Source organism: Nonomuraea sp. NPDC049649 (assembly GCF_040675175.1).
Classification (GTDB): Bacteria; Actinomycetota; Actinomycetes; order Streptosporangiales; family Streptosporangiaceae; genus Nonomuraea.
In genome coordinates, this window is record NZ_JBFAOH010000012.1 from 1 (window position 1) to 22928 (window position 22928).

Annotated in this window: 30 protein-coding genes and 1 pseudogene; 16 read left to right on the plus strand and 15 right to left on the minus strand. The window is 71.4% G+C overall.

Features of this window, described 5'->3' with window-relative positions:
* Positions 1 to 81: 81 nt before the first annotated feature.
* The 5 genes from AB0J42_RS17620 to AB0J42_RS17640 all read right to left on the minus strand — a co-directional run bounded on the left by AB0J42_RS17620 (position 82) and on the right by AB0J42_RS17640 (position 5697).
* Positions 82 to 1047 carry a hypothetical protein gene (locus tag AB0J42_RS17620; RefSeq protein WP_364295255.1) on the minus strand — a complete coding sequence of 322 codons (966 nt, stop codon included), beginning with the start codon at positions 1045 to 1047 and terminating at the stop codon, positions 82 to 84.
* Positions 1048 to 1052: 5 nt separating this feature from the next.
* Positions 1053 to 3038, minus strand: coding sequence for an MFS transporter (locus AB0J42_RS17625; RefSeq protein ID WP_364295258.1), 1986 nt, complete (start codon positions 3036 to 3038; stop codon positions 1053 to 1055).
* A gap of 19 nt (positions 3039 to 3057) precedes the next feature.
* Positions 3058 to 3528 carry a redox-sensitive transcriptional activator SoxR gene (gene soxR / locus AB0J42_RS17630; RefSeq protein ID WP_364295261.1) on the minus strand — a complete coding sequence of 157 codons (471 nt, stop codon included), beginning with the start codon at positions 3526 to 3528 and terminating at the stop codon, positions 3058 to 3060.
* A gap of 17 nt (positions 3529 to 3545) precedes the next feature.
* Entirely contained in the window at positions 3546 to 5033 is a 1488-nt protein-coding gene (locus tag AB0J42_RS17635; RefSeq protein ID WP_364295264.1) for an MFS transporter, read from the minus strand.
* Between the two features lie 64 nt (positions 5034 to 5097).
* On the minus strand, positions 5098 to 5697 hold the full coding sequence (locus AB0J42_RS17640) for a hypothetical protein (RefSeq protein ID WP_364295267.1): 600 nt from the start codon (positions 5695 to 5697) through the stop codon (positions 5098 to 5100).
* Positions 5698 to 5746: 49 nt separating this feature from the next.
* On the opposite strand from AB0J42_RS17640, the gene AB0J42_RS17645 reads away from it, so the two are divergent.
* From AB0J42_RS17645 to AB0J42_RS17655, 3 genes are read left to right on the plus strand one after another with little or no spacing between them, the layout of a single operon-like run.
* Positions 5747 to 5989, plus strand: coding sequence for a hypothetical protein (locus AB0J42_RS17645; protein WP_364295270.1), 243 nt, complete (start codon positions 5747 to 5749; stop codon positions 5987 to 5989).
* Positions 5990 to 6000: 11 nt separating this feature from the next.
* On the plus strand, positions 6001 to 6156 hold the full coding sequence (locus tag AB0J42_RS17650) for a hypothetical protein (protein ID WP_364295272.1): 156 nt from the start codon (positions 6001 to 6003) through the stop codon (positions 6154 to 6156).
* 55 nt (positions 6157 to 6211) lie between these two features.
* Complete coding sequence (locus tag AB0J42_RS17655; RefSeq protein ID WP_364295275.1) at positions 6212 to 6412, plus strand: hypothetical protein; 201 nt, start codon at positions 6212 to 6214, stop codon at positions 6410 to 6412.
* Here AB0J42_RS17655 and AB0J42_RS17660 read toward each other — a convergent pair.
* The 3 genes from AB0J42_RS17660 to AB0J42_RS17670 are packed head-to-tail and all read right to left on the minus strand — an operon-like array spanning position 6409 to position 7585.
* The gene (locus tag AB0J42_RS17660; protein ID WP_364295278.1) at positions 6409 to 6735 is read right to left on the minus strand and encodes a hypothetical protein; all 327 of its coding nucleotides are present in this window, start codon (positions 6733 to 6735) and stop codon (positions 6409 to 6411) included. The two genes, AB0J42_RS17655 and AB0J42_RS17660, sit on opposite strands and share 4 nt — an antisense overlap.
* 41 nt (positions 6736 to 6776) lie before the next feature.
* Entirely contained in the window at positions 6777 to 6971 is a 195-nt protein-coding gene (locus tag AB0J42_RS17665) for a hypothetical protein (protein WP_364295281.1), read from the minus strand.
* Positions 6972 to 7003: 32 nt separating this feature from the next.
* Entirely contained in the window at positions 7004 to 7585 is a 582-nt protein-coding gene (locus tag AB0J42_RS17670; RefSeq protein ID WP_364295284.1) for a dihydrofolate reductase family protein, read from the minus strand.
* A 72-nt stretch (positions 7586 to 7657) separates the two neighbouring features.
* Between AB0J42_RS17670 and AB0J42_RS17675 the strand changes: the two genes are divergently transcribed.
* Together AB0J42_RS17675 and AB0J42_RS17680 are read left to right on the plus strand one after the other, a co-directional pair.
* Entirely contained in the window at positions 7658 to 8230 is a 573-nt protein-coding gene (locus AB0J42_RS17675) for a TetR family transcriptional regulator (RefSeq protein WP_364295287.1), read from the plus strand.
* 263 nt (positions 8231 to 8493) lie between these two features.
* Positions 8494 to 8604 (plus strand): annotated as a pseudogene (locus AB0J42_RS17680) (RNA polymerase subunit sigma-70); the annotation flags it as partial.
* A 138-nt stretch (positions 8605 to 8742) separates the two neighbouring features.
* On the opposite strand, the gene AB0J42_RS17685 reads toward AB0J42_RS17680, so the two are convergent.
* Positions 8743 to 9315, minus strand: a complete 573-nt coding sequence (locus AB0J42_RS17685; protein ID WP_364295290.1) for a CGNR zinc finger domain-containing protein — start codon at positions 9313 to 9315, stop codon at positions 8743 to 8745.
* Between the two features lie 71 nt (positions 9316 to 9386).
* On the opposite strand from AB0J42_RS17685, the gene AB0J42_RS17690 reads away from it, so the two are divergent.
* From AB0J42_RS17690 to AB0J42_RS17700, 3 genes are read left to right on the plus strand one after another with little or no spacing between them, the layout of a single operon-like run.
* Positions 9387 to 10133 carry a metallophosphoesterase gene (locus AB0J42_RS17690; protein ID WP_364295293.1) on the plus strand — a complete coding sequence of 249 codons (747 nt, stop codon included), beginning with the start codon at positions 9387 to 9389 and terminating at the stop codon, positions 10131 to 10133.
* Entirely contained in the window at positions 10130 to 10738 is a 609-nt protein-coding gene (locus AB0J42_RS17695; protein ID WP_364295295.1) for a LysE family translocator, read from the plus strand. Before AB0J42_RS17690 ends, AB0J42_RS17695 begins: the two co-directional genes overlap by 4 nt.
* Positions 10739 to 10772: 34 nt before the next feature.
* The gene (locus AB0J42_RS17700) at positions 10773 to 11759 is read left to right on the plus strand and encodes a MerR family transcriptional regulator (protein WP_364295298.1); all 987 of its coding nucleotides are present in this window, start codon (positions 10773 to 10775) and stop codon (positions 11757 to 11759) included.
* On the opposite strand, the gene AB0J42_RS17705 is transcribed toward AB0J42_RS17700, so the two are convergent.
* The 4 genes from AB0J42_RS17705 to AB0J42_RS17720 all read right to left on the minus strand — a co-directional run bounded on the left by AB0J42_RS17705 (position 11742) and on the right by AB0J42_RS17720 (position 14869).
* On the minus strand, positions 11742 to 12761 hold the full coding sequence (locus AB0J42_RS17705; RefSeq protein WP_364295301.1) for a M48 family metalloprotease: 1020 nt from the start codon (positions 12759 to 12761) through the stop codon (positions 11742 to 11744). The genes AB0J42_RS17700 and AB0J42_RS17705 overlap by 18 nt on opposite strands.
* Before the next feature lie 6 nt (positions 12762 to 12767).
* The gene (locus tag AB0J42_RS17710) at positions 12768 to 13565 is read right to left on the minus strand and encodes a YwqG family protein (protein WP_364295304.1); all 798 of its coding nucleotides are present in this window, start codon (positions 13563 to 13565) and stop codon (positions 12768 to 12770) included.
* A gap of 19 nt (positions 13566 to 13584) precedes the next feature.
* Complete coding sequence (locus AB0J42_RS17715; protein ID WP_364295307.1) at positions 13585 to 14346, minus strand: alpha/beta hydrolase; 762 nt, start codon at positions 14344 to 14346, stop codon at positions 13585 to 13587.
* An 82-nt stretch (positions 14347 to 14428) separates the two neighbouring features.
* Positions 14429 to 14869, minus strand: coding sequence for a hypothetical protein (locus tag AB0J42_RS17720; RefSeq protein WP_364295310.1), 441 nt, complete (start codon positions 14867 to 14869; stop codon positions 14429 to 14431).
* A 145-nt stretch (positions 14870 to 15014) separates the two neighbouring features.
* Between AB0J42_RS17720 and AB0J42_RS17725 the strand changes: the two genes are divergently transcribed.
* From AB0J42_RS17725 to AB0J42_RS17745, 5 genes are all read left to right on the plus strand, one after another.
* Positions 15015 to 16592, plus strand: a complete 1578-nt coding sequence (locus tag AB0J42_RS17725; RefSeq protein WP_364295312.1) for a ubiquinol-cytochrome c reductase cytochrome b subunit — start codon at positions 15015 to 15017, stop codon at positions 16590 to 16592.
* Between the two features lie 69 nt (positions 16593 to 16661).
* Complete coding sequence (locus AB0J42_RS17730) at positions 16662 to 18161, plus strand: serine hydrolase domain-containing protein (protein WP_364295315.1); 1500 nt, start codon at positions 16662 to 16664, stop codon at positions 18159 to 18161.
* A 133-nt stretch (positions 18162 to 18294) separates the two neighbouring features.
* Positions 18295 to 18918 (plus strand): hypothetical protein, encoded by a 624-nt coding sequence (locus tag AB0J42_RS17735; protein WP_364295318.1) that lies wholly within the window; start codon positions 18295 to 18297, stop codon positions 18916 to 18918.
* 57 nt (positions 18919 to 18975) lie between these two features.
* On the plus strand, positions 18976 to 19194 hold the full coding sequence (locus AB0J42_RS17740) for a hypothetical protein (protein ID WP_364295320.1): 219 nt from the start codon (positions 18976 to 18978) through the stop codon (positions 19192 to 19194).
* Positions 19182 to 19316, plus strand: coding sequence for a hypothetical protein (locus AB0J42_RS17745; RefSeq protein WP_364295323.1), 135 nt, complete (start codon positions 19182 to 19184; stop codon positions 19314 to 19316). The genes AB0J42_RS17740 and AB0J42_RS17745 overlap by 13 nt, the downstream gene beginning before the upstream one ends.
* Before the next feature lie 6 nt (positions 19317 to 19322).
* On the opposite strand, the gene AB0J42_RS17750 is transcribed toward AB0J42_RS17745, so the two are convergent.
* Positions 19323 to 19778 (minus strand): MarR family transcriptional regulator, encoded by a 456-nt coding sequence (locus AB0J42_RS17750; RefSeq protein ID WP_364295326.1) that lies wholly within the window; start codon positions 19776 to 19778, stop codon positions 19323 to 19325.
* 63 nt (positions 19779 to 19841) lie between these two features.
* On the opposite strand from AB0J42_RS17750, the gene AB0J42_RS17755 reads away from it, so the two are divergent.
* A complete protein-coding gene (locus AB0J42_RS17755; RefSeq protein WP_364295329.1) occupies positions 19842 to 20315 on the plus strand; it encodes an SgcJ/EcaC family oxidoreductase in 474 nt (157 codons plus the stop codon).
* A gap of 174 nt (positions 20316 to 20489) precedes the next feature.
* Positions 20490 to 21479, plus strand: coding sequence for an NAD-dependent epimerase/dehydratase family protein (locus tag AB0J42_RS17760; protein WP_364295332.1), 990 nt, complete (start codon positions 20490 to 20492; stop codon positions 21477 to 21479).
* On the opposite strand, the gene AB0J42_RS17765 is transcribed toward AB0J42_RS17760, so the two are convergent.
* Entirely contained in the window at positions 21480 to 21662 is a 183-nt protein-coding gene (locus AB0J42_RS17765) for a hypothetical protein (protein ID WP_364295334.1), read from the minus strand.
* Between the two features lie 123 nt (positions 21663 to 21785).
* Here AB0J42_RS17765 and AB0J42_RS17770 point away from each other — a divergent pair, with 123 nt between their 5' ends.
* Positions 21786 to 22904, plus strand: coding sequence for an SMI1/KNR4 family protein (locus tag AB0J42_RS17770; RefSeq protein WP_364295337.1), 1119 nt, complete (start codon positions 21786 to 21788; stop codon positions 22902 to 22904).
* The last annotated feature ends 24 nt before the right edge of the window (positions 22905 to 22928 follow it).

A 22928-nucleotide genomic window follows, 5' to 3' on the forward strand; every position in this document is an offset into this window, starting at 1 on the left:
CTTGTGTCACAACTCGACATGATCGCGGCGGCTCTTCGCGTCACGCCACACGACCAGCGGCAACACCGTGAAGATCACGATCTACGGCTGCCGTATCAGAGAGTCATGGATACGGCGTAACCACGGCTGCCGGAGGGGCCCCATTCGCTGCAACGCGCCGAGGAAGACTCTCCCGTCGGGAAGGAAGAGAGTACGTGGCAGCAGCGGGGGAGGATCGTCATGGCGGACGGCAACACGCCGGTCGTGGAAGGCCAGGTACGTCCACACGTTCGCGGCCAGCGGTACCACCGCTTCAGCATCGCAGGGCCAGATCTCGCCGGTCTGCGGGTGCCGTGGTATCAGGGCGATGTCCGTGGCCGTGACAGGCAGGCCGGGCCCGGTCAGGGTGAGGTGGCGTTCAGATGGCCCGGGAGGGAGCAGGCCGTCGATCGTACGGCGGAAGACCTCCGAGACCAGCCCCTCGGGGACGGACACCCGTTTGCCGCCCGAGACCGCCAGCAGGTGGGTCAGGGCGACCGCGGCGGCGGCCTCCCATTCAGGGCGCCATTCACCGCACGGATCGACGGGCGGTGTGGTCGGCAGTTCCGTCCAGTCGATGACTTGCTGCGCGGGGCCGGCGACGGCGACGGGATGCACGGCTTCCGGGGTCAGCCACACCACCTGCCAGAAGCCGCAGTCGTCGACGCGGGTCGCCACCGGGGAGCCGCATCCGGCGCACGCCAGGTTGGGGCCGTACTGGCCGTCCCAGCCGCAGCAGCAGCCGCCTAATCGGTCCGGGATGAAGACGGTTCCGCGGAGGTCGCCCGGCGCGATCCCGATCCGGTTCGGCGGCCCGGTGATGTGGTACGTCTGCAAGCGGACGCCGTGGGGTTCCGGTTCGGGCTGCCAAGGGTGGCCGTCTCCGGGGTCCACGACGTACGTGCCCGGCTCCAGGAGGGCGGGGAGCAGGTCGTGGCTGTACTTCTGGCCCGCGTGGTCGGGGAGCGCGACGCGCGACACTCTCGAGGTCAGTACGGTGTCGCACTGCGAGCAGGCGTAGACCACCACGGTGCCTACCTCGCTTGGGTGAGGTCGCCCGAGGTGAGGGCCTGTTGCAGGACGGCGCGGAGGTAGTGCGGGTCGGCGGGGCCGTTGTCGAGCAGGATGGCGGTGCACAGGCCGTCGGAGGCGGCGACGAGGGCGGCGACGGCGGTGGGGTCGTCGGTGAGGGTGGCGGCGAGTTCGGCGATGTTCTCGCGCCAGCGGCGGGCGACGGGGCGCAGGGCGGGTCTGCGGGCGGCGAGGGTGGCGAGTTCGCGTTCGGCGAGGGCGCGGTCGCGGCCGGGGCCGGCGGTTTCGGCGATGAGTTCGGCCAACTCGGTCAGCTTGTCGCCGTCGCCGTCGATGATCTGGCGGATGCGGGTGGTGTAGGTGTCGGCGACGCTGGTCAGGGCGGCGACGAGGAGGTCGTCGAGGGTGGCGAAGTAGTACGTGCTCAGGGACGTGGTGATGCCGGCCTGTTTGGCGACGGTGCGGTGGGTGACGCCGGCGGCGCCGTCGCGGGTGACCACGGCCAGGGTGGCGTCGATGATCTCGGCTCGGCGTCGGGCGCCGCGGGCGAGCCGCCCGTCAACACGATCGGTCACGTCACCCTCCTCGGTCGCCAGGATAGTGGGGGTCTGGTGCCCGAGGCGGGGGACGTGGCGCAGCGCGCGGAAGCAGAGCACGGCGGCCGCGGCGATCGCGATCCCGGCGACCGCGGAGGCGAGGTTCATGCCGGTGGTGAAGGCCAGGCGCGCCTCGGTCGGCTGGGCCCGGTAGACCGCGGTGGTGAGACTGCCCAGGAGGGCCACGCCGATGGCGATGCCGAGTTCCTGGACGGTCTCCGACAGGGAGGCGGCCGAGCCGGACTTCGACGCCGGGGCCGCGCCGACCACGATGTCGGTGCCCAGGGCGGCGATCGCGCCCAGGCCGAGGTAGACGAAGGCGAACCCGGCGGCGACCGGCAGTTCGTCGTCCAGGCCCGCGGTGGCCAGCAGGGCGTAGCCGATCAGGGAGACGCCCAGGGTGGCGCCCATGACGTGGCCGGGCCGCACGCGCCGGGCCAGGAGCGGCGCGCCGATGCCGGCGGCGAACATCGCCAGCGCCGGAGGCCCCATCCACAGGCCCGCCGCGAACGGGCTCAGCCCTTCCACCACTTGGAGGTACTGGGTGACCAGGTACATGGTGCCGCCCACGCCGACGAGCCCGATGAGCAGCACGGTCAGCGCCATGCCGAAGGCCCGGTTCGTGAACAGGGCGACGTCGAGCAGCGGGTCGTCCAGGCGGCGCTGCCTGCGCCAGAACAGGACTCCGGCGATCACTCCGACCGGCACCGCGACGGCGGCTCCGGCGTCGAGGCCGTCGGAGGCGAGGTGCTTGACGGCGTAGACGACGGGCAGGATCGCCGCCAGCGACAGCCCCACGCTGGTCAGGTCGAGCCGCCCCGCCCGCGGGTCGGTGTACTCGGGCAGCAGCACCCGGCCCAGCGCCAGCACGGCGACGGCGATCGGCACCGCCACCAGGAACGCCGCACCCCACCAGAAGGCGTCCACCAGCACTCCGCCCACGATCGGCCCGGCCGCCATCCCGAGGGCGAACATGGTGGCCCACACCCCGATCGCCACGGCCCGCCGCCGCGGGTCGGGGAACATGTTCGAGATCAGGGAGAGCGTCGAGGGCATCAGCGTCGCCCCGGCGACCCCCAGCAGCGCCCGGGCCGCGATCAGCAACTCGGCGCTCGGGGCGAAAGCGGCGGCCACCGACACCGCCGCGAACGCGGTGATCCCGATCATCAGCAGCCGGCGCCGCCCCACCCGGTCGCCCAGGGTGCCCATCGTGACCAGGAACCCCGCCAGCAGGAACCCGTAGGCGTCCATGATCCAGAGCGTCTGGGTCGCCGAGGGGCCGAGGTCGGCCGCCATCTCCGGCAGCGCCAGATAGAGCACCGTCACGTCCAGGCCCAGCAGCACCGTCGGCAGCGCTAACAGCGCCATGCCCGCCCATGCCCGTCTCACCATGACTTGTACGTTAGTACAACTAGTACGATCGTCCAAGTTCTTCGGACTCCTGGAGCCGCACCGGGCCGGGACCCCGGCCGCCGAGGGCGTCGTCGGGGTTGAGGAGCAGGCAGGCCTTCATCGACAGGCAGCCACAGCCGATGCAGCCGGTGAGCTCCTGCTCCAGCAGCTCGATGGCCCGGCGGCGCTCCTCGAGCTGCCTCTTCCACATCCGGGAGACCCGCTGCCAGTCCTTGTGGGTGGGGGACCGATCGGTGGGCAGGGTGGCGAAGACCTCGGCGACGTGGGACAGCGGGATGTCGAGACGCTTGGCCACGATGATCAGGGAGATCCGGCGCAGCATGTGCCGGGAGAAGATCCGCTGGTTGGCGCTGCCGCGTTCGCTGAAGATCAGGCCCTTGCGTTCGTAGAAGTGCAGGGCGGAGGCGGGCACACCAGTCCGCCGGACCACCTCACCGATGGTGAGATGGTCGTCCGGACTGGCGCGCACGGCATCTCTCCCCGGAGTCAGGCAGTGCCTCGGGACGTCGCGGCGCGGCCCCGGATCAGGATGACCGCGACGATCGACAGTACGAGGCACAGTAGCCCGACACCAAGCTGCGTCAGCTGCCACGACCAGGTGAACGCGTCCAGCTCCCGGGGCTCGGCCCCGCCGGTGAGGCGTCCGGCGCTCACCGCGGCGGCGCGGCCCGCGTCGCCGAGCTTCGCGGCGAGGAGCCCGACGAGGGAGGCGCTGAACGCGGCGATCACGAGAGCTTCCGCCGCGCCCCGCAGGGTGTTGAGGAACCCCGCCGCCATGCCGACGGCGTCGGACGGGACCAGCGCCATCGCCTGGCCGTCGGTGATGCCGAAGGAGGCCCCCATGCCGACGCCGATCATCACCAGCGGCGCCGCGACCGCCGTGACCGCGTGGTCGGCGTTCAGCGCCATCAGCCACAGGTTCCCGGCCACGACCAGCGCCAGCGCGACCACGATCAGCAGTCGGGCCGGCACGCCCCTGTTCACCAGCGTCACCGCCGCCATCGGCACGACCAGGACGGGCGCGGTCAGCAGCAGCATCGCCGCCCCCGCCGCCGAGGCGGACAGCCCGGCCGCCGCCTGGAGGTAGGTGGGCAGGAAGACCAGAACGCCGAGGAACCCGATCGAGGTGGTCAGGGTCGCGAGACTCCAGCCCAGGAAACCCCGGTTGGCGACCAGGGCGGGGGCCAGCACCGGCGCGGGGCTGCGCCGCTGCACCACACCGAACAGGACCAGGGCCGCCAGACCGGCGAACCCGCTGATCAGGACGCCCGGGTGGAGCCAGCCGAGCGCGGGCGCCTCCAGGAGCGCGAACATGAGCAGCGACAGCGCGGCGACGAACAAGGCGCTTCCCGCCCAGTCGACCGGGCCGCTGACCTGCGCCCGGGACTCGCGGGCCCGGGTCGCGCCCAAGGCCACCAGAAGACCGGCGACCGTGAAGGCCGCGAAGCCGCCCCGCCATCCCGTGGCGTCGATCAGCAGCCCGGAGAGGGTGGGGCCGATGGCGATCCCGACTCCGGCCATGGTGCCCATCAGGGCGAAGGCCCGGTTCCGGGCGGCGCCGTCGTAGCTGGAGGCCAGGATGGCGCCGCCGGCCGCCATGATCCCCGCGCCGCCGGCACCGGAGACGATGCGGGCGAGGTCGATGAGGATGATCGTCGGGCTCAGCGCCGTCGCGAGGAACCCGGCCGCGAAGACCAGCGCCGCGGCGACGAACACCCGCCTGCGGCCGATCCGGTCGGCGGCCGACCCCGCGATGAGCGTCATGGCGGCGAAGGCCAGGTTGTAGCCGGCGACGACCCAGTTCAGCGGGGCGCCCGAGGTGTCGAGATCGCGGCCGATGCTCGGCAGCGCGACCGCCGTCCCGGAGATGGACATCGCCACGAGCACGACGCCCACCAGGACCACGGGGAGTGTCAGCGGGGGCGGCCGGCCGGCGGTGGCTGGGTGGTGGGACGTGTCTGTGGCGGTGTCCATGCTGCTCGCTTTCTCGTGCCCTCGGACTCTGGCGAGCAGCCCATCAGCTCAACCGCGGTTGAGATCAAACGCGCTGGTCAGCGGTGATCTCCAAGTGCTGGTCGAGGGCTGAGATCAGCCGGGTGGCCGCGTCCGGGGTGGTGGTGGCCGCCCAGTGCCGGGCGAGGTCGAGGAACCCGGAGAGGTGCTGCTGGGCGGTGGTGAGCAGGCCGGAGAGCTCGTCGCGGGTGATCTCGATGTACGGGGAATCCTCGTCGTCCTGCTGGAGCCGGACGGTGTGCTCTGCCTGGGTGACGTGGAGCGCCAGGTCGTGGCCCAGCCAGAGTTCCCGCCCGTGGACCACTCCCCACCACTCCCGCCAGTCCTCCAGGCCGGAGCAGCAGCCGGGGGCGATGGTGACGCCGGCGGCGGTGTCGCGGAAGCGCAGCCCGCCGGGGGCGAGCAGGCCCTCCGTTTCGGCGAGGTGCCGGTGCAGGCGCGCGTCTGTCAGGTGGGTGACGGGGATGCCGTTGTACTCGAAGACGACGGCCATGGCCGTCCCGACGTCGGCGGGAGACATCCGGCCGGAGAGGGCGAGGAAGTGGTCTTCCGGCGGCGCTCCGATCGGCCAGGCGGTGAAGCCCGCCGCGTCGTGGGTCTCCAGGACGGGATCGACGGTGATCATGGCCAGTCCTCAGGGGCGGGGGTAGGTCGGTGTCATTGAACCTTGTGGAGTGCTCGTACGTGTGAAGATCATGCGCTCGCTCGCCTTCCTCGTCCTCGCCCTGCTGACCGCCTGCGGTGCCGAGCCGGTCACGTACGCGGCCGACGCCGTCGCCGTCCTGGAGAGCCCCGAGCACGGGCCCCAGCTGTGCGCCGCGGTGGCCACGTCGCTGCCGCCCCAGTGCGAGGGGCCGGACGTCGTCGGCTGGGACTGGTCCGCGGTGCGGCACGAGAGCGCCCGGGGGACGAAGTAGGGCTGGTACCGGTGGCCGGCACGTGGGACGGCTCCCGGCTGACGCTGACCGAGCCGCCGGGCGCCGCCGTCGAGGGGGTGGCCGACGAGGAGCTTCAGCGGCGCTTGGACGACAAATACGGCGAGGGCGTCGTGCGACTGGAGGCGGTGCTGAAGCCCGCCGGGTGAACCTGCACCGGATCTCTACATCGTCTGCGCGTCCGCCGCATATCGGCCTGTTTCGATGGGTGCTGTGGTCAAGGCGGGGAGGCGTTCGGATCGGGCCAGTGACGTCCGCTGGGCTTTCGGGTGCGGGTTTCCCGTGGTCATCGGCCTGGCGTTCGCGACTCTGGGGACGGTCGTCGAGATTCGTCTGGTGGCGCAGGCGCACGTCCACTGCGTCGGGGACTTGACTCTGTACGACCTGGCCGAGCGCTGTGGCTAGCAGCCCAGGGTGGCGGTGGTCTGGGGGCGGCCCGAGGTGTCCAGGGTCACGGGGAATGTGCGGCCGTCCGTCACGCGGATTTCGAGCGAGTCCGGGCCCGTCCAGGTGACCGAGTCGAAGGCGTCATCGGGGTCGTCGTTGTTGAAGCAGCCGAGGTGCCACTCTCTGCTGAGGGGGCCGTCGTCGCTGCGGAGGCTGAGCCATGTCAGCGTGTCCGGGCCGAGGCCCGCCGCCGAGTGCTGGAGTCTGACGCTGTACGGGTCGGGGCCGTCGATGAAGCCGGCCTCGTCCGTACTGGTGAGTTTGAGGGCGACCAGGCCCACGAGCAGCGCGCCTGCCGTGCCCAGTGCGGAGAGGAGTCCGATCAGGACGCGTAACCACCTGCGCCGCAGCCCGGCGGCGGCCCACCCATCAGGAGGCAGGCCAGCGCGCCGAAGGCGAACGGGTGGTTCAGGTGTTCCCGCAGGAGCACCAGGTCGGAGTCCTGGAAGTACGCCAGGGCCGCGAGGCCGCCCGCGCAGAGTGAGGCGGCCAGGAGCACGAGGGAGCGAGGTGGCATGGCGGATCCCGTCGGTGAGGTGTCACCGACGATCATGACATCGCGGCGCGGGTGAACCAGGTGACTTGGGCGCCGTTGTCGAAGGATTCGCGCCGGGTGGGGGTGAACAGGGTGGGGCTGAAGCGGCCGGAGAACATGGGGATGCCGGTGCCCGCCACCACCGGGTAGCTCTTGAGGACGATCTCGTCGATCTCCGGGAGCAGGGTGCCGGCGAGTTTGCCGCCGCCGCAGAGGTAGATGTCCAGGCCGGTGTCCTCGGCCTTCAGGCGGCGGACGAACTCCAGGGGGTCGCCGGTCTCGACCTGGATCGTGGGGTCGTCGATCTTCAGGGTGCTGGAGAAGACGTACTGGCGCAGGTGGGCGTACGGGCTGGTGATGCCTTCCTTCAGGGCCGGTTCGTAGGTGCCGCGGCCCATGACGAGGGTGTCGAAGACCTTGTTGGGGGCGTTTTCGAGGCCGATGGTGGCGCGGAGGTGGGTGGGGACGGTGTCGGGGTATCTGCTCGCGATCCACTCGGCCATCTGGTTCGACTGGGGGTAGAAGTCGTACTCGGCGTTGGGACCCGCGATGTAGCCGTCGAGGGTGACGCCGATGTAGTAGACGAGCTTTCGCATACTGTGCAACTCCGGATGTAGTACTCTGCTTGTAGTGGTGTGAACGTAGTACTACAGGCGGAGTGGTGTCAAGTGCGGAGAAATCCCGAACGGCGACGGGCGTTGATCGACGGGGCCATCGAGGTGCTGGCCAGGGAAGGGGCGCGAGGGCTGACCTTCCGGGCCGTCGACAAGGAAGCGGCCGTGCCCCCCGGCACCGCCTCCAACTACTTCGCCAACCGCGACGACCTGTTCACCCAGGTCGGCGGGCGCATCTACGAACGGCTGCTACCCGACGAAGCCACCATGGCGCGCAGCCGCGAAGGCACGCAGGACCAGAACCGCTACGCCGAGCTCATGCACGAACTGGTGGACCGCGTCTCCGCCTTCAACACCGGCTACCTGGCCCTGCTCGAACTCCGGCTGGAAGCCACCCGCCGCCCCGAACTGCGCGCCGTGCTGACCGAACGCATCCGCGAGGACATCGACGCCAACATCGCCCACCACGCCGCCTCCGGCCTGCCCGGCGACAAGACCTCGGTCCTGCTCCTCTACCTCGCCCTGAACTGGCTCATCGTGGAACGGCTCACGCTGCCCGACATCTTCACCGAGCAGGAGATCCACGACCTGGTGGACGAAGCGGTCCGCAGATCACTGGGCGCCTAGTCGAGGATGACTGCGGGCGTGTAGGCCTGTCCTCCTCCTGCGGATACTGCCCGGGGTATCGGCTTCCGTTCTTTTCGTGCCCCCGTGAACACTTCGGGTCCCCGTGACAGGACATGGGTGACAACTCGAAGGGGGTATCGCAGTGCTGAAGATAGATCGTCCATGCTGACGGGGACATCGCCGTCGGTCATGGACTCCGAGATCATCGCGAGCTCTCTCGATGATCCGGAGGAGTTCGCCGCCCTGATCGGCACGCCGCGACGCTGTACAGGTACGTCTCCTTCCGGCTCGGGCCGGAACTCGCCGATGACCTCGTCGGGGAGACCTTCCTGGTCGCGTTCCGCAGACGCGACGCGTACGACGTCTCCTATCGCGATGCCCAGCCCTGGCTGCTGGGGATCGCGACCAAGCTCGTCACGGGCCACCGGCGGGCCGAGGTCAGCTGCTACCGGGCGCTGGCGCGGCAGAGCGCGAGATCGGGGATGCGACGCCGCCGCCGGGCGGCTGATCGGTTAGGGCTTGGCGTGGTGGCGCTGGTAGTGGCGGGCTGCTCGGGCGCGGTTGCCGCAGGACGGTTTGCACCATTCCTGGCGTCCGTGGCTCTGGACGAAGTAGCGGACGCAGCGCGGCGCGTGGCAGGCCCGCAGCCGTTCACGTTGCGGGCCGCTCAGGAAGTCGATGGCGGCCCGCGCCAGCATGGCGATCAGTCTGGCCTCCGCTGAGGGTTCGGCTGACCGCACCCTGGTCCGGGGTGGCCCGTCCGGGGGCCACTCCAGCTGGGGGACGATCGCGTCGCGGGCGGCGGCGGCGTTGAGGTGGTCGAGCGCCTGATCGGCCGGCATCAGGCGGTGGGCGTCGGCCCGGCTCGGAGGCGCGGGGCTGACCGCCTGGGCGAACAGCGCGCGGACGGCGCGGCGCAGCTCGACGATCTCGCTGCGGAGCCGTTCGTCCACGGTGACTCCGGTGACGTCCTGTCGCCGGAGCCAGTCCGTCGTGCTCTGCGGTGTCGCCAGGTCGTCGGCGACGCCGCCGTCGCCGTCGTGGCGGATCGTGCTCGCCAACTCCAGTGCCGGCCAGCGTTCCACTTCGGCCCTCCCGGTTGCTATCGTTCCTAACGGTTAATTGTAGTTATCCGTTAGAGCGAAGGGTCCATCCGATGACGTTGTTGCTGGCCCAGATCAGTGACCTGCACCTCGACGGCGGCGACAGGGCGATCGAGCGCGCCGCCCGTGTCATGGACTACCTGCGGGCCCTGCCGCGCCCGGTCGACGCCCTGCTGGTCACCGGCGACATCGCCGATCACGGCGAGGAGAGCGAGTACGAGCAGGCCGCCGCGTTACTGGCCGCCCCGTTCCCCGTGCTGACCTGCCCCGGCAACCACGACGCCCGCCCCGCCTACCGCAAGGCGCTGCTGGGACGGCCGCCCGCGCCGGGCCCTGTCAACGAGCTGCACCTCATCGGCGGCACCGCGATCCTGATGTGCGACTCCTCCATCCCCGGCCGCGACGAGGGCCGCCTCGACGCCGAGACGCTCGCCTGGATGCACGCCACCCTCGACGGGCTCCCTCCGGACACCCCCGCGCTGATCGCCTTCCACCACCCGCCCGTCGAGCTCCACCACCCGCTGCCCGACTCCCTGCGCCTGGAGCAGCCGGGCGACCTGGCCGCGCTGCTCGACGCCCATCCGCGGGTGGCCGCCGTGCTCACCGGCCACGCCCACACCGCGGCCGCCACGACCTTCGCGGGCCGCCCCCTGCTCGTCGGGGCCGCCGTCACCTGGACCCTGCGCCTGCCGTGGGAGGGCGACCAGCCCGCCGACCGCGAGCAGCCGCCCGCGCTCGCCTTCCACGTCCTGGACGACGACCGCCGCCTGACCACGCACTACCGCGCCGTGCTCCCGTGATCCACCCGTACGCGGCGGCCGGGTTCCTGCTGGCGGTGCTGCCCCTCGTCGCCACCCCGGGCGCCAGCCTGACCTTGCTGATCCAGCACGTCACAGCCGACGGCCGCCGTCAGGCGCTCCCCGTGGTCCTCGGCACGGTCACGGGGTTGTACGCGCACGCGATCCTGGCACTCGCCGGGCTGTCGGCGCTGGTCATGCACTCCAGCCGGGCCTTCGCCGTGGTCAAGCTCGCCGGGGCGGCCTACCTCGTCGGCCTGGGCGTGTGGACGTGGTGGACCGCCGCCCGGCCGCGCTCTCCCGTACAAGAGAGAAGGAGCGGTTCCGTCTACAGCCAGGCCCTGCTCGCGAACGTGCTCAACCCGAAGGCGGCCTCCGTCTACCTGACCCTGGTCCCGCAGTTCGTCCGGCCCGGCGACCCCTTCGCCGGGCAGATCCTCGCCCTGGCCACCGTCCACGCCCTGCTGATCGCGGTGTGGCTGGCGGTCTGGACGGCCCTTCTGCATCGGGGGGCGCACCTCGTGCGGCGCGACTCTTTCCGGCGGGTGATCGGCCGGGTGGCGGGGGTGGTGCTCGTCGTTCTCGGAATCCGGGCCGCGAGGGCTTGAGTCTCAAGCGGCTTGAGGCTCCAGAGTGGGCGGCATGGACGACAAAGAGCTGTACCCCATCGGGGATGTGGCCCGCAGGACCGGGCTGAGCGTCAGCGCCATCCGCTACTACTCCGACGCCGGGGTCATCGCGCCGACGAGCGTGACCGAGGCCGGCTACCGCCTGTACGACGTCCGGGCCATCGCCCGGCTGGAGCTCATCCGTACACTGCGCGACCTGGACGCCGGGCTGGACGAGATCCGCCGCCTGCTCGACGGCGAGACGTCGCTGCACGCGCTCCTCACCACGCACCTGGAGCTCGTCGAGCGGCAGGAACGCGACCTCAGAGCCCGGCGCGCCGTGCTGCGTACCCTGGTCAAGCAGGGCGGCACGCCCGCGCAGGCCGCCCTGATGGGCAAGCTGGTGTCGATGCCCGACGAGGAGCGCGAGCGGCTGATCGACGACTTCTGGAACGAGGTCGCCTACGGCCTCGACGTGCCCGAGGGCTTCGTGGACCGGCTGCGGACCGTACGGCCGCGACTGCCGGAAGACCCGACGGCGGAGCAGCTCGAAGCCTGGATCGAGCTGGGCGACCTGGTGCGGGGCGCGCAGTTCCGCAGCGCGGTCCGCGCCTACCTCCGGGACGCCTACGGCGCGTTCCCGGGGCGGCGGCTGGCCGACGCGGAGGTGTGGGACTTCATCCACGAGGAGGGGGCGCGGATCGGTAAGGAGATCATGGAGGCCTACCAGGCCGGGCTGCCGGCGGACTCGCCCCGGGCCCGGGAGCTGGCCGCCGCCCTGGCGGACGCGACCGCCGGGACGTTCGGCACGCAGGCCACGGCCGAGTCCCGCGAGCGGCTGGCCAAGGCGTTCCTGGTGGCGGAGCAGCTGCCGCGTGAAGATCCCGAGTACGACGCGACACACGGCCGATACCTGGACCTGGTGGCGCGGATCAACGGGACCCCGCCGGAGCCGGCCGGCCCGGAGCTCCTCGCGTGGATCGCGGCGGCCCTGCGCGCCTCGTCACCGGTAGAGGGCTGACTGGGCGTCCTCGCGGACGATCCGGGCCACCCGCTCCGCCGTCCCGGCCAGTTCCTCCTCGATCAGGTCCATCGTGGTGGGGGTCACCCGGGGCTCCAGGTGCGGCAGGTCCTGGAGGTGCCGGATGCGCAGGTACGTGGGGGGATGCGTGCTGTCGACCCGGTCCTCCTCCGCGGGGGCGGGCTCCTCGGCCTCGGCCTCGGCGAGGTGGGAGCGGAGCGCCGCCCACAGGTTCCCGGTCCCGATGGCCACCGTGCTGGAGGAGAGGAAGGCGCCGGCGGCATGGGCCCGCGCCGTCAGGACGTCCAGGAGCGAGAGCGCCGCGGCGGAGCCGGCGACCTGGGCCTGCATCTCGTCGGCGCGGTACTCGGCCCGCTGCGAGGAGCGGTACAGCAGCCGCTCCAGCAGGAAGATCAGCACGCGTACGGGGACGCCCAGGACGGCGAGCAGCCCCTCCGCGATGAAGCGGGAGACCCCGTCCCCGGGCCGCCACCCGAACCTGGTCACCGTGCGGAGCTCGGACAAGGAGTAGAGCGCGCTGCCGACCACCAGGCCGTGCCGGGCGTCGCCGTTGCGGGAATGGGCCATCTCGTGGGCCAGCAGGGCGACGCGTTCCTGTGGCGAGAGGATCAGCCATAGCGGGTAGCCGATCTCCAGCAGCCGCCGGCGTCGCCGGCCGAAGGTGCCGAAGGAGGCGTTGACGGCGCCGCTGACCGCGATCAGGTCCGTCCGGGGCGCCCCCAGCTCCGCGCCGATACGGTCGACCAGGGCGAACAGATGAGATGCTTCGGCGCGGGTGAGAGGTACGGACGAGCCAGGGAAGGGCGCGGGCCGGGGCCGCAGCAGCCAGGCGAGATCCAGGACGATCAGGCCGGACAGGACGCCGCCGACCGACAGGGTGGAGACCAGGTAGACGCCGGTGACGAGGAAGGCCGGCGCCAGCAGGTGAGTGACGCCGGCGAGGACGTAGCCGCCGGCTCGCGCGGACGACGCGGCAGGCATGCGCTGTCAGTGCCCCTGGACGTGCGGGAGGACCTGGCTGAAGTCGCGGGCGGCGAGCCGGTCCCGGCGGATGCCGAAGGTCAGGATGGCGCCGTCTCCGAAGATCATCTCGTTGTCCTCGTCGAGCTGGAGCAGGTTGACCCACTGGGCGGCCTCCGCCGCGAACCCCGGGTCCTTCCAAGTCAGCCCGGCGGCCCGCGCCCCCTCGGCTTCGATCGGGCTGTGCAGGGCGTCGGAGTAGCCGCCGATCTGGTGCGCCAGGGCCCTGTCCGCCTCGGCGAAATCGTGGAGCAGGGTTTCGAACACCTCTCCATCGCCCACGATCCGGTGCCAGAAGTCGTCGCCCAGCCCGACCAGCTCGTCATGGCCGCGCGTCGGCCAGGTGGCCACGGTCTCGCCGGCGAGCGGGACCTCGGGGTACACCCACGCGTCCCCGCTGACGGGCACCTCGCGATCCGGCACCCGCTCGACCCCCGCAGGCAGCAGGATCACGTGGGCGGACGTGCACTCCCAGTGGGCGAAGAACAGCAGCGAGCCCTCGGCCGGCAGGTCGAGGCCGGACTCGTACCCGGCGAGCGCCGCGCAATCGAGCTCGGCCAGGAACTGCATGTCCGCGCCGGGACTCGGCCACGGAACCCCCTCGGGCAGCCGGGGCAGCCCGCCCAGCCGGCCGACGACCGTCTCGCCCTCCTCGGCCTGCGACAGCCGGACGGCCGGGCGCGCCAGGGCGATGAACGGTTCGGCGAGCTCCTCGGGTAACAGCTCGCGGACATATTCGGCGAAATCGAGCATGTAATCCTGCATGCCGCCCATCCTGCCCTGATCAGGTCTGCGCGAGCAGCCTCGCGAGCTCGCTGGGGTGGGCCAGGTGCGGGAAGTGGCCGCCGCCCGGGAGGACGGTCACCGCCGCCTCGGGCAGGGCCGACGTCAGCCAGTCCCGGTACCGGGGATCCAGGTCGGCTCCGCTGACGTGGCGGTAGGAGACGTCTTTCGCCCGCAGGGCCGCCAGGTCGTGCGTCCACCGGCGCGTGAGCTCGTCCGCGGGCGTGACCAGCAGCTCCTCCCAGTAGCCGAGGAGCAGGTCCTGCGGCGGGGTGCCGGCCGAGCGGACCAGCTCCCGCGCGTCGGCGGGCAGCCCTTCGACGCCCATCCCCGACAGCAGGCGGTCCCAGATCTGCCGGTAGTCCGGGCCGCGCAGCACGGGCTCCATCGAGCGCAGCATGTCCTGGAAACCGCCCGCCAGGAGCGGCTGATCCACGTTGACGACGCCCCGGGCGGGGTGCCGCGCGGCGTAGACGGTCGCCAGCGCGCCGCCGAGCGAGTGCCCGGCCACGACCGGCGCATCGGCCCCGGCGCTGGTCACGGCCTGGTGCACCACCGCGGCGACGTCTTCCAGCCGGTACGAGTCGCGCGCCGGGGATTTGCCGTGCCCGGGCAGGTCGAAGACGAGGACCCGGCGTCCCGGATCGATGATCGCCAGCTCGCGCAGGACCGGATCCCACTGCCGGCGGTCGAAGCTGAGACCGTGCAGGAGAACCAGCGGGGGCCGCCCGTCATCACTGCCATGGCTGTCGACGTGAATCATCAAATATCCCTAAATCGGGGGAACAAGCTGGACGATCACAGGCTATGCGGCGACGCCCCCGCGGCTCAGCCGTTTCGGCCGTTCAGTACGCCGGGCGGATCTCGCTGAACAGGCGGAGCGTCACCGGCCGGGTCCGGAGCCAGGGCGGGAGCAGCAGGGACGAGGGGAACACCGTCTCCAGCACGATCTTCACGTACGGTCGCTCGCCCGGAACGGCGGCGCAGACGACCGAGACCGGCGCGCGCACCTCCCGGTGGCCGGACCGCAGCCAGGCGTGCGGGTCGCGATCCAGGTCCGCCGACTCCCAGCGCAGCGCGGGCGGTCCGGGGCGGTGCGACGGCAGGGGAAGGCGGAGGGAGAAGCCGGCCAGCGCCGTGTCGGGCCGCAGGTAGAAGGAGCCGTCGACGCGGGGCGGCGCGTACAGGAGCCGCAGGCCCCGCCGCTCTCTCGTCGTCAGCCTCGCCTGGGTCGCCTCCAGGACGATCCGCCATGAGCCGGGCCCGATATGGGAGGACGCCGTCATGGATCACCTCGCCGGTCGTTCGTACGCAACCACCCCTTAAGACGCCGACGGCGCCGCGCCTGTGACATCCCCCAAAAGGCGCGGATGTCACAAACCTCCGCTGCCCGGCGTCTTGATGATGACGCGGACAACGAGGGAGTGGCCCATGCGAACCGGACCGCCCAGCACCATCGGCAGGACATCGTCGTGGCTCGACGACCGCCTGGGTGCGGCCCGATTCCTGAACCGGAACCTGCGGAAGATCTTCCCCGACCACTGGTCGTTCCTGCTGGGCGAGATCGCGCTCTACTCGTTCGTCGTCCTGCTGCTGACCGGGGCGTTCCTGACGTTCTGGTTCAAACCGAGCATGGGGCACGTGATCTACGACGGGTCCTACGCGCCGCTGAAGGGCGTCGGGATGTCGGAGGCGTACGCCTCGACGCTGGAGATCAGCTTCGACGTGCGCGGCGGGCTGCTCGTCCGGCAGATCCACCACTGGTCGGCGCTGCTGTTCATCGCCGGCATGATGGCCCACCTGCTGCGGGTCTTCTTCACCGGCGCCTACCGCAAGCCGCGCGAGCTCACCTGGATCATCGGGGTGACGATGTTCGCGCTGGCCCTGCTGGCGGGGCTGACGGGCTACTCGCTGCCGGACGACCTGCTGTCGGGCACCGGCCTGCGGGTGACCCAGGGCGTGCTGATGTCGCTGCCGCTGGTCGGCACGTTCCTGACCTTCCTGCTGTTCGGCGGGGAGTATCCGGGTGAGGACGTGGTCTCCCGGTTCTACGCGCTGCACATCCTGCTGATCCCGGCGCTGCTGCTGGTGCTCGTCACGGTGCACCTGGTGCTGATGTGGGTGCAGAAGCACACCCAGCTGCCCGGCAAGGGGCGGACGCGCATGAACGTGGTGGGAGCGCCGTTCTACCCGGCCTTCCTGGCGAAGACCACCGCCTTCTTCCTGTTCGTGCTGGCGGTGGTGGCGGGGCTGGCCACCTTCGCGCAGATCAACCCCGTCTGGCTGTACGGTCCTTACATTCCGGCGGACATCTCGGCCGGTTCCCAGCCCGACTTCTACCTGGGCTTCCTGGAGGGCGCGCTGCGGCTGATGCCCGCCTGGGAGGTCAACCTGCTCGGCGGCACGGTGCCGTTGAGCGTGGTCATCCCCGCGGTGGTGCCTTTGGGGGTGCTCATCACCGGGCTGCTGATCTACCCGTTCGCCGAACGGTGGATCACCGGCGACCACCGCGAGCACCACATCGCCGACCGCCCGCGCAACCACCCGCACCGCACCGCCATCGGCATGAGCGCGGTCGTCTTCTACGGCGTGCTGTGGCTGCTGGGCGCCAACGACGAGATCGCCGCGTTCTTCCACATCAGCCTCAACTGGACCACCTACGGCGGGCGGGTGCTGGTGATCGCCGGGCCGGTCCTCGCGTACATCGTCACCTACCGGATCTGCCTCGGCCTGCAGCGCGCGGACGCCGAAGTGATCGGGCACGGCGTGGCCAGCGGGGTGATCAAGCGCCTGCCGGACGGCGGGTACACCGAGGTGCACACGCCGCCGGACGAGGAGCTCGAAGCGCACCTGCGGGGCAAGGAGACCGTGCCGGTGCTCACCTCCGCCCCGCCCGGGGCCGTGCCCGGTCCCGTGGGCAGGCTGCGGGCCCGGATATCCGCCGCGTACGGCGGGGAGAAGGTCCCGCTGGACGAGGATCGCGAGCGGTCCCTGACGCCGCGCACCTGACGAAAGTAAGGGCGGGTTCCCTACGATCGCGCACTGTGCGGAGCGCCGCCGGTTCCTACCGTTCTCGCCATGAAGCTGATGATGTGCGTCGTCGCGCTGGCGGGTGTGCTGCTGCCGGCGGCGGCCGAGCCTCCGGAACCGGCCGCGCGGGCGATCGACGGGTACGTGCGGGACTACCTGGCCCGGACCGGGCTGCCCGGCGCGGTGGTCGCCGTCACCGAGGGCGACCGGGTGGTGCACGCCGCCGGGTACGGTCACACCGCCGACGGGGAGCCGGTCACCGCGGCGACGCCGGTGCCGCTCGCCTCGCTGTCGAAGTCGTTCACGGCGCTGGCGGTGCTGCGCCTCGCCGACCGGGGCGCGATCGACCTGGACGCTCCCGTACAGACCTATCTGCCCGAGTTCGTGATGGCCGACCCTCGCGCCGCGCGGATCACCGTGCGCCACCTGCTCCAGCAGACCTCGGGGATGAGCGACCGGGCCTTCCCCGAGCTGACCCTCCCCGCGCCGGACACCCTCAAGCAGGCCGTCGCCATGCTGCGCACCGCGCCACTCTCCGCCGAACCCGGCACGCGGATGACCTACCACAACCCCAACTACGCGGTCGCGGCACGGCTGGCCGAGGTGGTGTCCGGGATGCCGTTCGCCGACCACCTGGCCGCCTCCGTGCTCCGGCCGCTCGGCATGACCGCCACCCGGACCGTGGACACCACCGCCGACCTGCCCGGCGCGGGCGCCGGTTACGTCCGCGCGTACGGCCGGGTGATCCGGCGCGCCCACCCGACCTGGTTCGTCAACGGCTCGTTCGGCGTCGTCAGCACCGGCGACGACCTGGCGAGATGGCTGATCGCGCAGAGCGCCGGCCGCGGCCTGCCCCGGGAGACGCTGCGGGCCGCCCAGACCCCCTCCGGCGTGGACGGCAGCACCTACGGGATGGGGTGGCAGGCGGGCCGGACCGCCGGGGGAGCGGCGCGGCTCCGGCACACCGGCTGGCTCCTCACCCACAACTCCGTACAGACGATCCTGCCGGACAGCGGGCACGGCATCGCCGTCGTCACCAACACCGGGATGGTCTCCGGTGACGACGCGGCCCTCATCGCCGACGGCCTGGTCGACCTCATCGAGGGCCGCCCTTCTAGCGGTGCGGCCCCCTTCACCATGACCGCCGACCTCTGGCTGGGCGCCCTGACCCTGCTCAGCGCCGCACTCGGCGTCCTCGGCGTCCTCCGGGCGCGCGCCTGGGCCCGCCGCCGGCGGCCGTTCGTCCGGCTCATCCCGTACGCGCTGCCGGTCGCGCTCTTCCTCGGCCTCGCCGACCTCATCGGCCTCGTCATGAACCGGGCGGGCACGCTGGAACAGATCACGTACGTGTGGCCCGCCCTCTACATCTGGGCCGCCACGACGGCGCTCGCAGCTTTGGTGGTCATCATCGCCCGTCTGATCCACCTCATCGTGATCAAAAGTCGCCATTCATCGAAAAAGCGGACATCGGCCTTTGTCTGGCCCGTCCCCGATGACTGGCCCCGCTACTGCCTGGCCGTCCCCCTGGACGGGAAGAAGACCACCTGACGGGTGGTCAAATAACCGCGCCAATCTCTCCGACCGTAGGGGTGACGCCGTGCGAAGTGTCGGATTCGCAGAAGCATGGTCGCTCTGGCTCGCCGGGCAGAGCGTCGCCGACTTTGAGTTATGGGGCCGTCCCATGCTGTGGTGGGGCCGGGCGGGCAAACTCGTGCAGTTCGCCGGCGGCCTCACCGTGGTTCTGGATCTCGTCGGGGCCGACCGGCTTCGCAAGTGGGGGCAGGGAATGGCGAAGGGGCCTTTCCGGCGTCTCGCCAGCAGGTCGGCGGATTCCGTCGTCATGGAAGTTCTGTTTCTGGCCATAGGCGCCTTCATTTCGTGGCAGCTGAGCGGGTACCTCGGCGCCCCGGCCCGCTGGTTGGATGCCGTGACCGATCAGATTCCGGACATCGCGCTCTGGGCACTCCTCATCACCCTGGCCGGAGCGATCTGGCTGGCGGTCGTGGCGAAGAGGGAGACCTCGACACTGCCTTGGTGGGTCCATAGGGGTGCCGTCGCGCTGGCGGTCGCGCTCGGCGGGCTGGCGGTGACGTACTTCGTCCTCTACATCGTGACCGGGGCGATCGGTCTCCTGGGTTTCGCGATCGTGGTCGCTGTCTGGTGGGGACTGCTGATCGTGATGGAGTGGGTGGTGGCCAGGCCGGTCGCGTGGCTGCTCGATCGCCAGACACCCGGTCAGCCCGTCCGCTGGTTCGGCGTGATTCTCGTGGTGGTCGGCTTCCAGTTCGATCTTCTCGCGTCGTGAGGAATGTGGCCGGGGTGTGGAGGTATCGGGCGGGTAGCGTGCAAAGGGATCCGGGACGTGCTGCTGTACCCGCCGTCGCGGCGGGCGCCGATCCGGCTCACCAGTGATCGGGACGAGTATCGGGTGGGCGACATGGCGGCCGTGTACGAGCACGCGCGCCGGGCTGCGGAGTCGGCCGGGGCGCGGGTTCTGCTGGGCGTACGGTTCGACGGCGCGTCGGCGGGGGTGGCGCGGCTCGCGGGGTCGGAGCCGGTGAGGGCGCGGTGTCGCCGCTGACGGCCGGTGGGCTGGATCCGTGCCTGCGGATGTCGGAGCTGGCCGCGTCGGTGGCCGCCCTGCGCACGCGCGGAGGGCGTGCCGCGGCGGCGCGGATCCTGTTCGGTGACCGTTCCTTCTGACGTCGGCTAGGGCTCGGTCACGCGGGCGATCTGTTCTTCCTGGACCTGAAGGGCGGTCTGGAGGAAGTCCAGGATGACGGCGAGCTGGTCGTGGTCGTAGCGGGCCAGCGCGCGGGCGCCCGCCAGGCCGACGGGGGTGAAGAGTTCGGTCTCCGCCGTCCGGGCGGCCTCGGTCGGGGCGACCAGGACGACGCGGCGGTTGCCGGGGTCGCGGGTGCGGGAGACGAGTCCGGCGCGTTCGAGCCGGTCGATGGCGGTGGTGGTGGCCGCCGGGCTGAGCTTCAGAGCGGCGCTGAGCTGTCCGGCGGGCAGCGGGCCGTCGCCCAGCACGATGTCGAGACAGCGCAGGTCGGTGCGGTTGAGCCCGAGCCGGGTGGCGGCGGCCTCGTCGAAGGCGTCGAAGCTCTGCTGCAACTGCCGCAGGAGCGTGGCGATCTGCTGGATGACGGAATCTTTCGACATTCGAATCTTTCGGGTATCTTACGTTTCGATAGTCGAAATAAGATTACCTTCGGGGGCACCGTCATGACCACCCTCACCGCCGACGACACCCGGATCAGGGAGCTGTTCCAGGCGTTCATGCAGGCCTGGACCGACAACGACGCCCGCGCCTTCGGCGCTCTGTTCACCGACGACTCCGACTACGTCTCGTACGACGGCACGATCGCCCGCGGCCGGCAGCGCCACGAGCACAACCACGACCTGCTCTTCCGCGGCGTGCTCGCCGGCTCGGCCCTGGTCGGGGATCTGGAGTCGATCCGGTACGTCACCCCGGACGTGGCCGTCGTCCACGGCACCGCCTCGGTCCTGATGCCGTGGCGGCGCCGACTGCCCAGGCGCCGCCTGTCGCGGCAGACCGTCGTCCTGGTCCGCACCACCGCAGGCTGGAAGATCAGCGCCATCCACAACGGCCGGGTCCGGCCCGTCGGCATCCCGGCGCCGGACTCCTTCCCGTCCCGGATGTCCCGGCTGCTGACGCGCCTCTTCGGCCGCCGCTGAAGTGGGCCCCGGCGGCAGTCCGGGTGAGGCGATCACCCCCAGCCTTCCTCCGCGTTCCAGAGCTTCACCGTGCCTTCGGCCATGACGGCATCCTGTCGCGGATTACGCCCAGAGCGGGTCCGCTGAGGGTGAATCGGGCTGGGCGGCCGGGGGCGCGGCTGCTTGAGTGGCGGAATGGAGATCTTGGTGCTGGGCGGGACGGCGTGGGTGGGCCGGGAGCTGTCGCGGCTGGCGATCGCGCGCGGCCATCGGGTGACGTGCCTGGCCCGGGGCGAGAGCGGGGACGTGGCCGAGGGGGCGACGCTGGTGGCCGCCGACCGGCGGGATCCCGCCGCGTACGAGGCGCTGCCCGACCGTACGTGGGACGCGGTGGTCGAGGTGTCCTGGCAGCCGGGGTTCGTCCGCGACGCGCTCGCCGCGCTGGGCGGCCGGGCCCGGCACTGGGCCTACGTCTCCTCGGGCAACGCCTACGCCTCCCACGGCACGCCGGGTGCGGACGAGTCGGCGCCGCTCCTCGCCCCGACCGACCGGCGCGAGGTGGATCGGGAGCTGTACGGGGAAGCGAAGGTGGCCTGTGAGCAGGTGTCCGCGGCCGTGGTGGGCGACCGGCTGCTCATCGCCCGTGCCGGGCTCATCGGCGGGCCGGGGGACCACAGCGGGCGCTCCGGCTACTGGGTGGCCCGCGCCGCCCGTGACCCGCGCGGGCCGATGCTGGTGCCCGACGCGCCGGACGCGCCGACTCAGGTGATCGATGTACGGGACCTCGCGGCCTGGTTGCTCGACGCGGCGGAGAAGGGGATCGCGGGCACCTTCAACGCGGTCGGTCCCGTGGTGCCGTTCGGGGAGTGGGTGGAGCTGGCCCGGGCCGCCGGCGGTCACACCGGGCCGGTGGTCGCCGCTTCCTCCTCGTGGCTGATCGACCAGGGCGTGGCCCAGTACATGGGGGAGGAGTCGCTGCCGATGTGGCTGGTCGAGCCCGGGTGGGAAGGGTGGTCGGCGCGGGACGGGTCCGCGGCGCTCGCCGCCGGTCTGCGGCACCGGCCCCGCGAGGAGCTGCTGGCCGACACGTTGCGGTGGGAGCGCGAGCAGGGGCTCGACCGGGGCAGGCGCGCTGGATTGAGCGCCCGCCGCGAGCGCGAACTGCTCGCCGCGCTCGGCCACTAGTCAGCGGGCCTCGATCGCCACGACGACGGCGGTGAGGAGGAATCCCAGGCCGATGCCGATCGGTGCGACCACCAGGATCGTCGCGGTGGTGAACACCGCGAGGCCGCCCAGGATGAGGAAGATCCAGCCGAGAACGACCAGAAAAGGCGCTCCGCTGCCGCGTTTCCGGGGTGTGGATTCCACTGGTCATCCTCGGGTCGGGGTTCCGATCATGACCTATCGGTGAGGAGTTCGCGTCCCTTTTGCCGCGCGATTCGGGAGTGGATTGGCCGTCTGTATCGGCTGATTATGGATACTCTGCCGGGCGTGCGGCGATTGATCACGTCTCGTGGGGTCTGGCTGGCGCTTCTCGCTGCGGTCGCGGCGGCGGGAATCGTGCTGTTCGTACGCGCCCGCAAGCCCGAGCCGCGGCCGGTGGGCGCGCCTCCGCCGGCGGAGGAGAAGGAGGCGCCGTGGCCTCCCGTGCCGATCCTGGGCGTCCCGACCGCCGAGGACCTCCGGCGTTACGAGCCCAGACCGTCCGTTCTCGACCGTCCGGCGGTCGCGAGGTTCCTGGAGCCGCGCGAGCCGAGGCCGCCGCTCGACCCGGTCACCCGGCGTTGGGTGACCCGCTGGGGCGTCGCCGCGCTCGCGCTCGTCGTGCTGGCCGGGTGTACACACCTGGTGGAGTCCGCGGTCTTCTCGAACAGCGATGACGTGACGATGGCCGTGGACCTGCCGTCCGGAGACGACCCGTGCGCGGACCCCGCGGCCGCTTGCGAGTCCACTCTCACGTGGGGCGAGCCCGTCATGACGGACGAGCACCCGGTAGCCCCTCCGCCGGCCCCGCCGGACGCGGACTGCCTGCCCGGAGACACCTCCCCGCGCGCGCGGCAGCCGGACCCGAAGGTGACCAGGGTCGTGAACCGGCAGTGGCGGCGGATCGAGAGGTGGCTCAAGGCCAACGCCCCCAAGACCTATCGCGCGCTCGGCAAGCCCGCGCGGCCCGGGGCCGTGGCGACGGCGGAGGCGCGGATGGGCCTGCGATTCCCCGACGACTTCAAGGCCTCGCTGCTCCGGCACAACGGTGGTTTCGGCTTCCTCGGGAGCTCGAGCGTGGGCGTCCAGGACATCCACGAGACCTGGGGCCTGCTGTGCTCGGTCGAGGACCAGGACATCGTGGATCCGCGGGCGGAGTGGTGGGACGGGCGCATGATTCCCTTCGCCGCCGACGGCATGGGCAACCACCTCGTGATCGACTCCGTACAAGAAGACATCGGCGCCAGGGATAACCAAGGTGCCATGAGCTTCCGGCCGGGAGGAGTGCGTATCCGCTCGTACCACGCCCTGCTGAAGACCACCGCCGACGCGCTGGAGAGCGGCGGCTCCATCGGCTGGTGGAAGCCCGTGGTGGACGGCGGGACGCTCGGCTGGGAAGTCCTGTAACGGGGGTTAATCGAGAGGACGGAG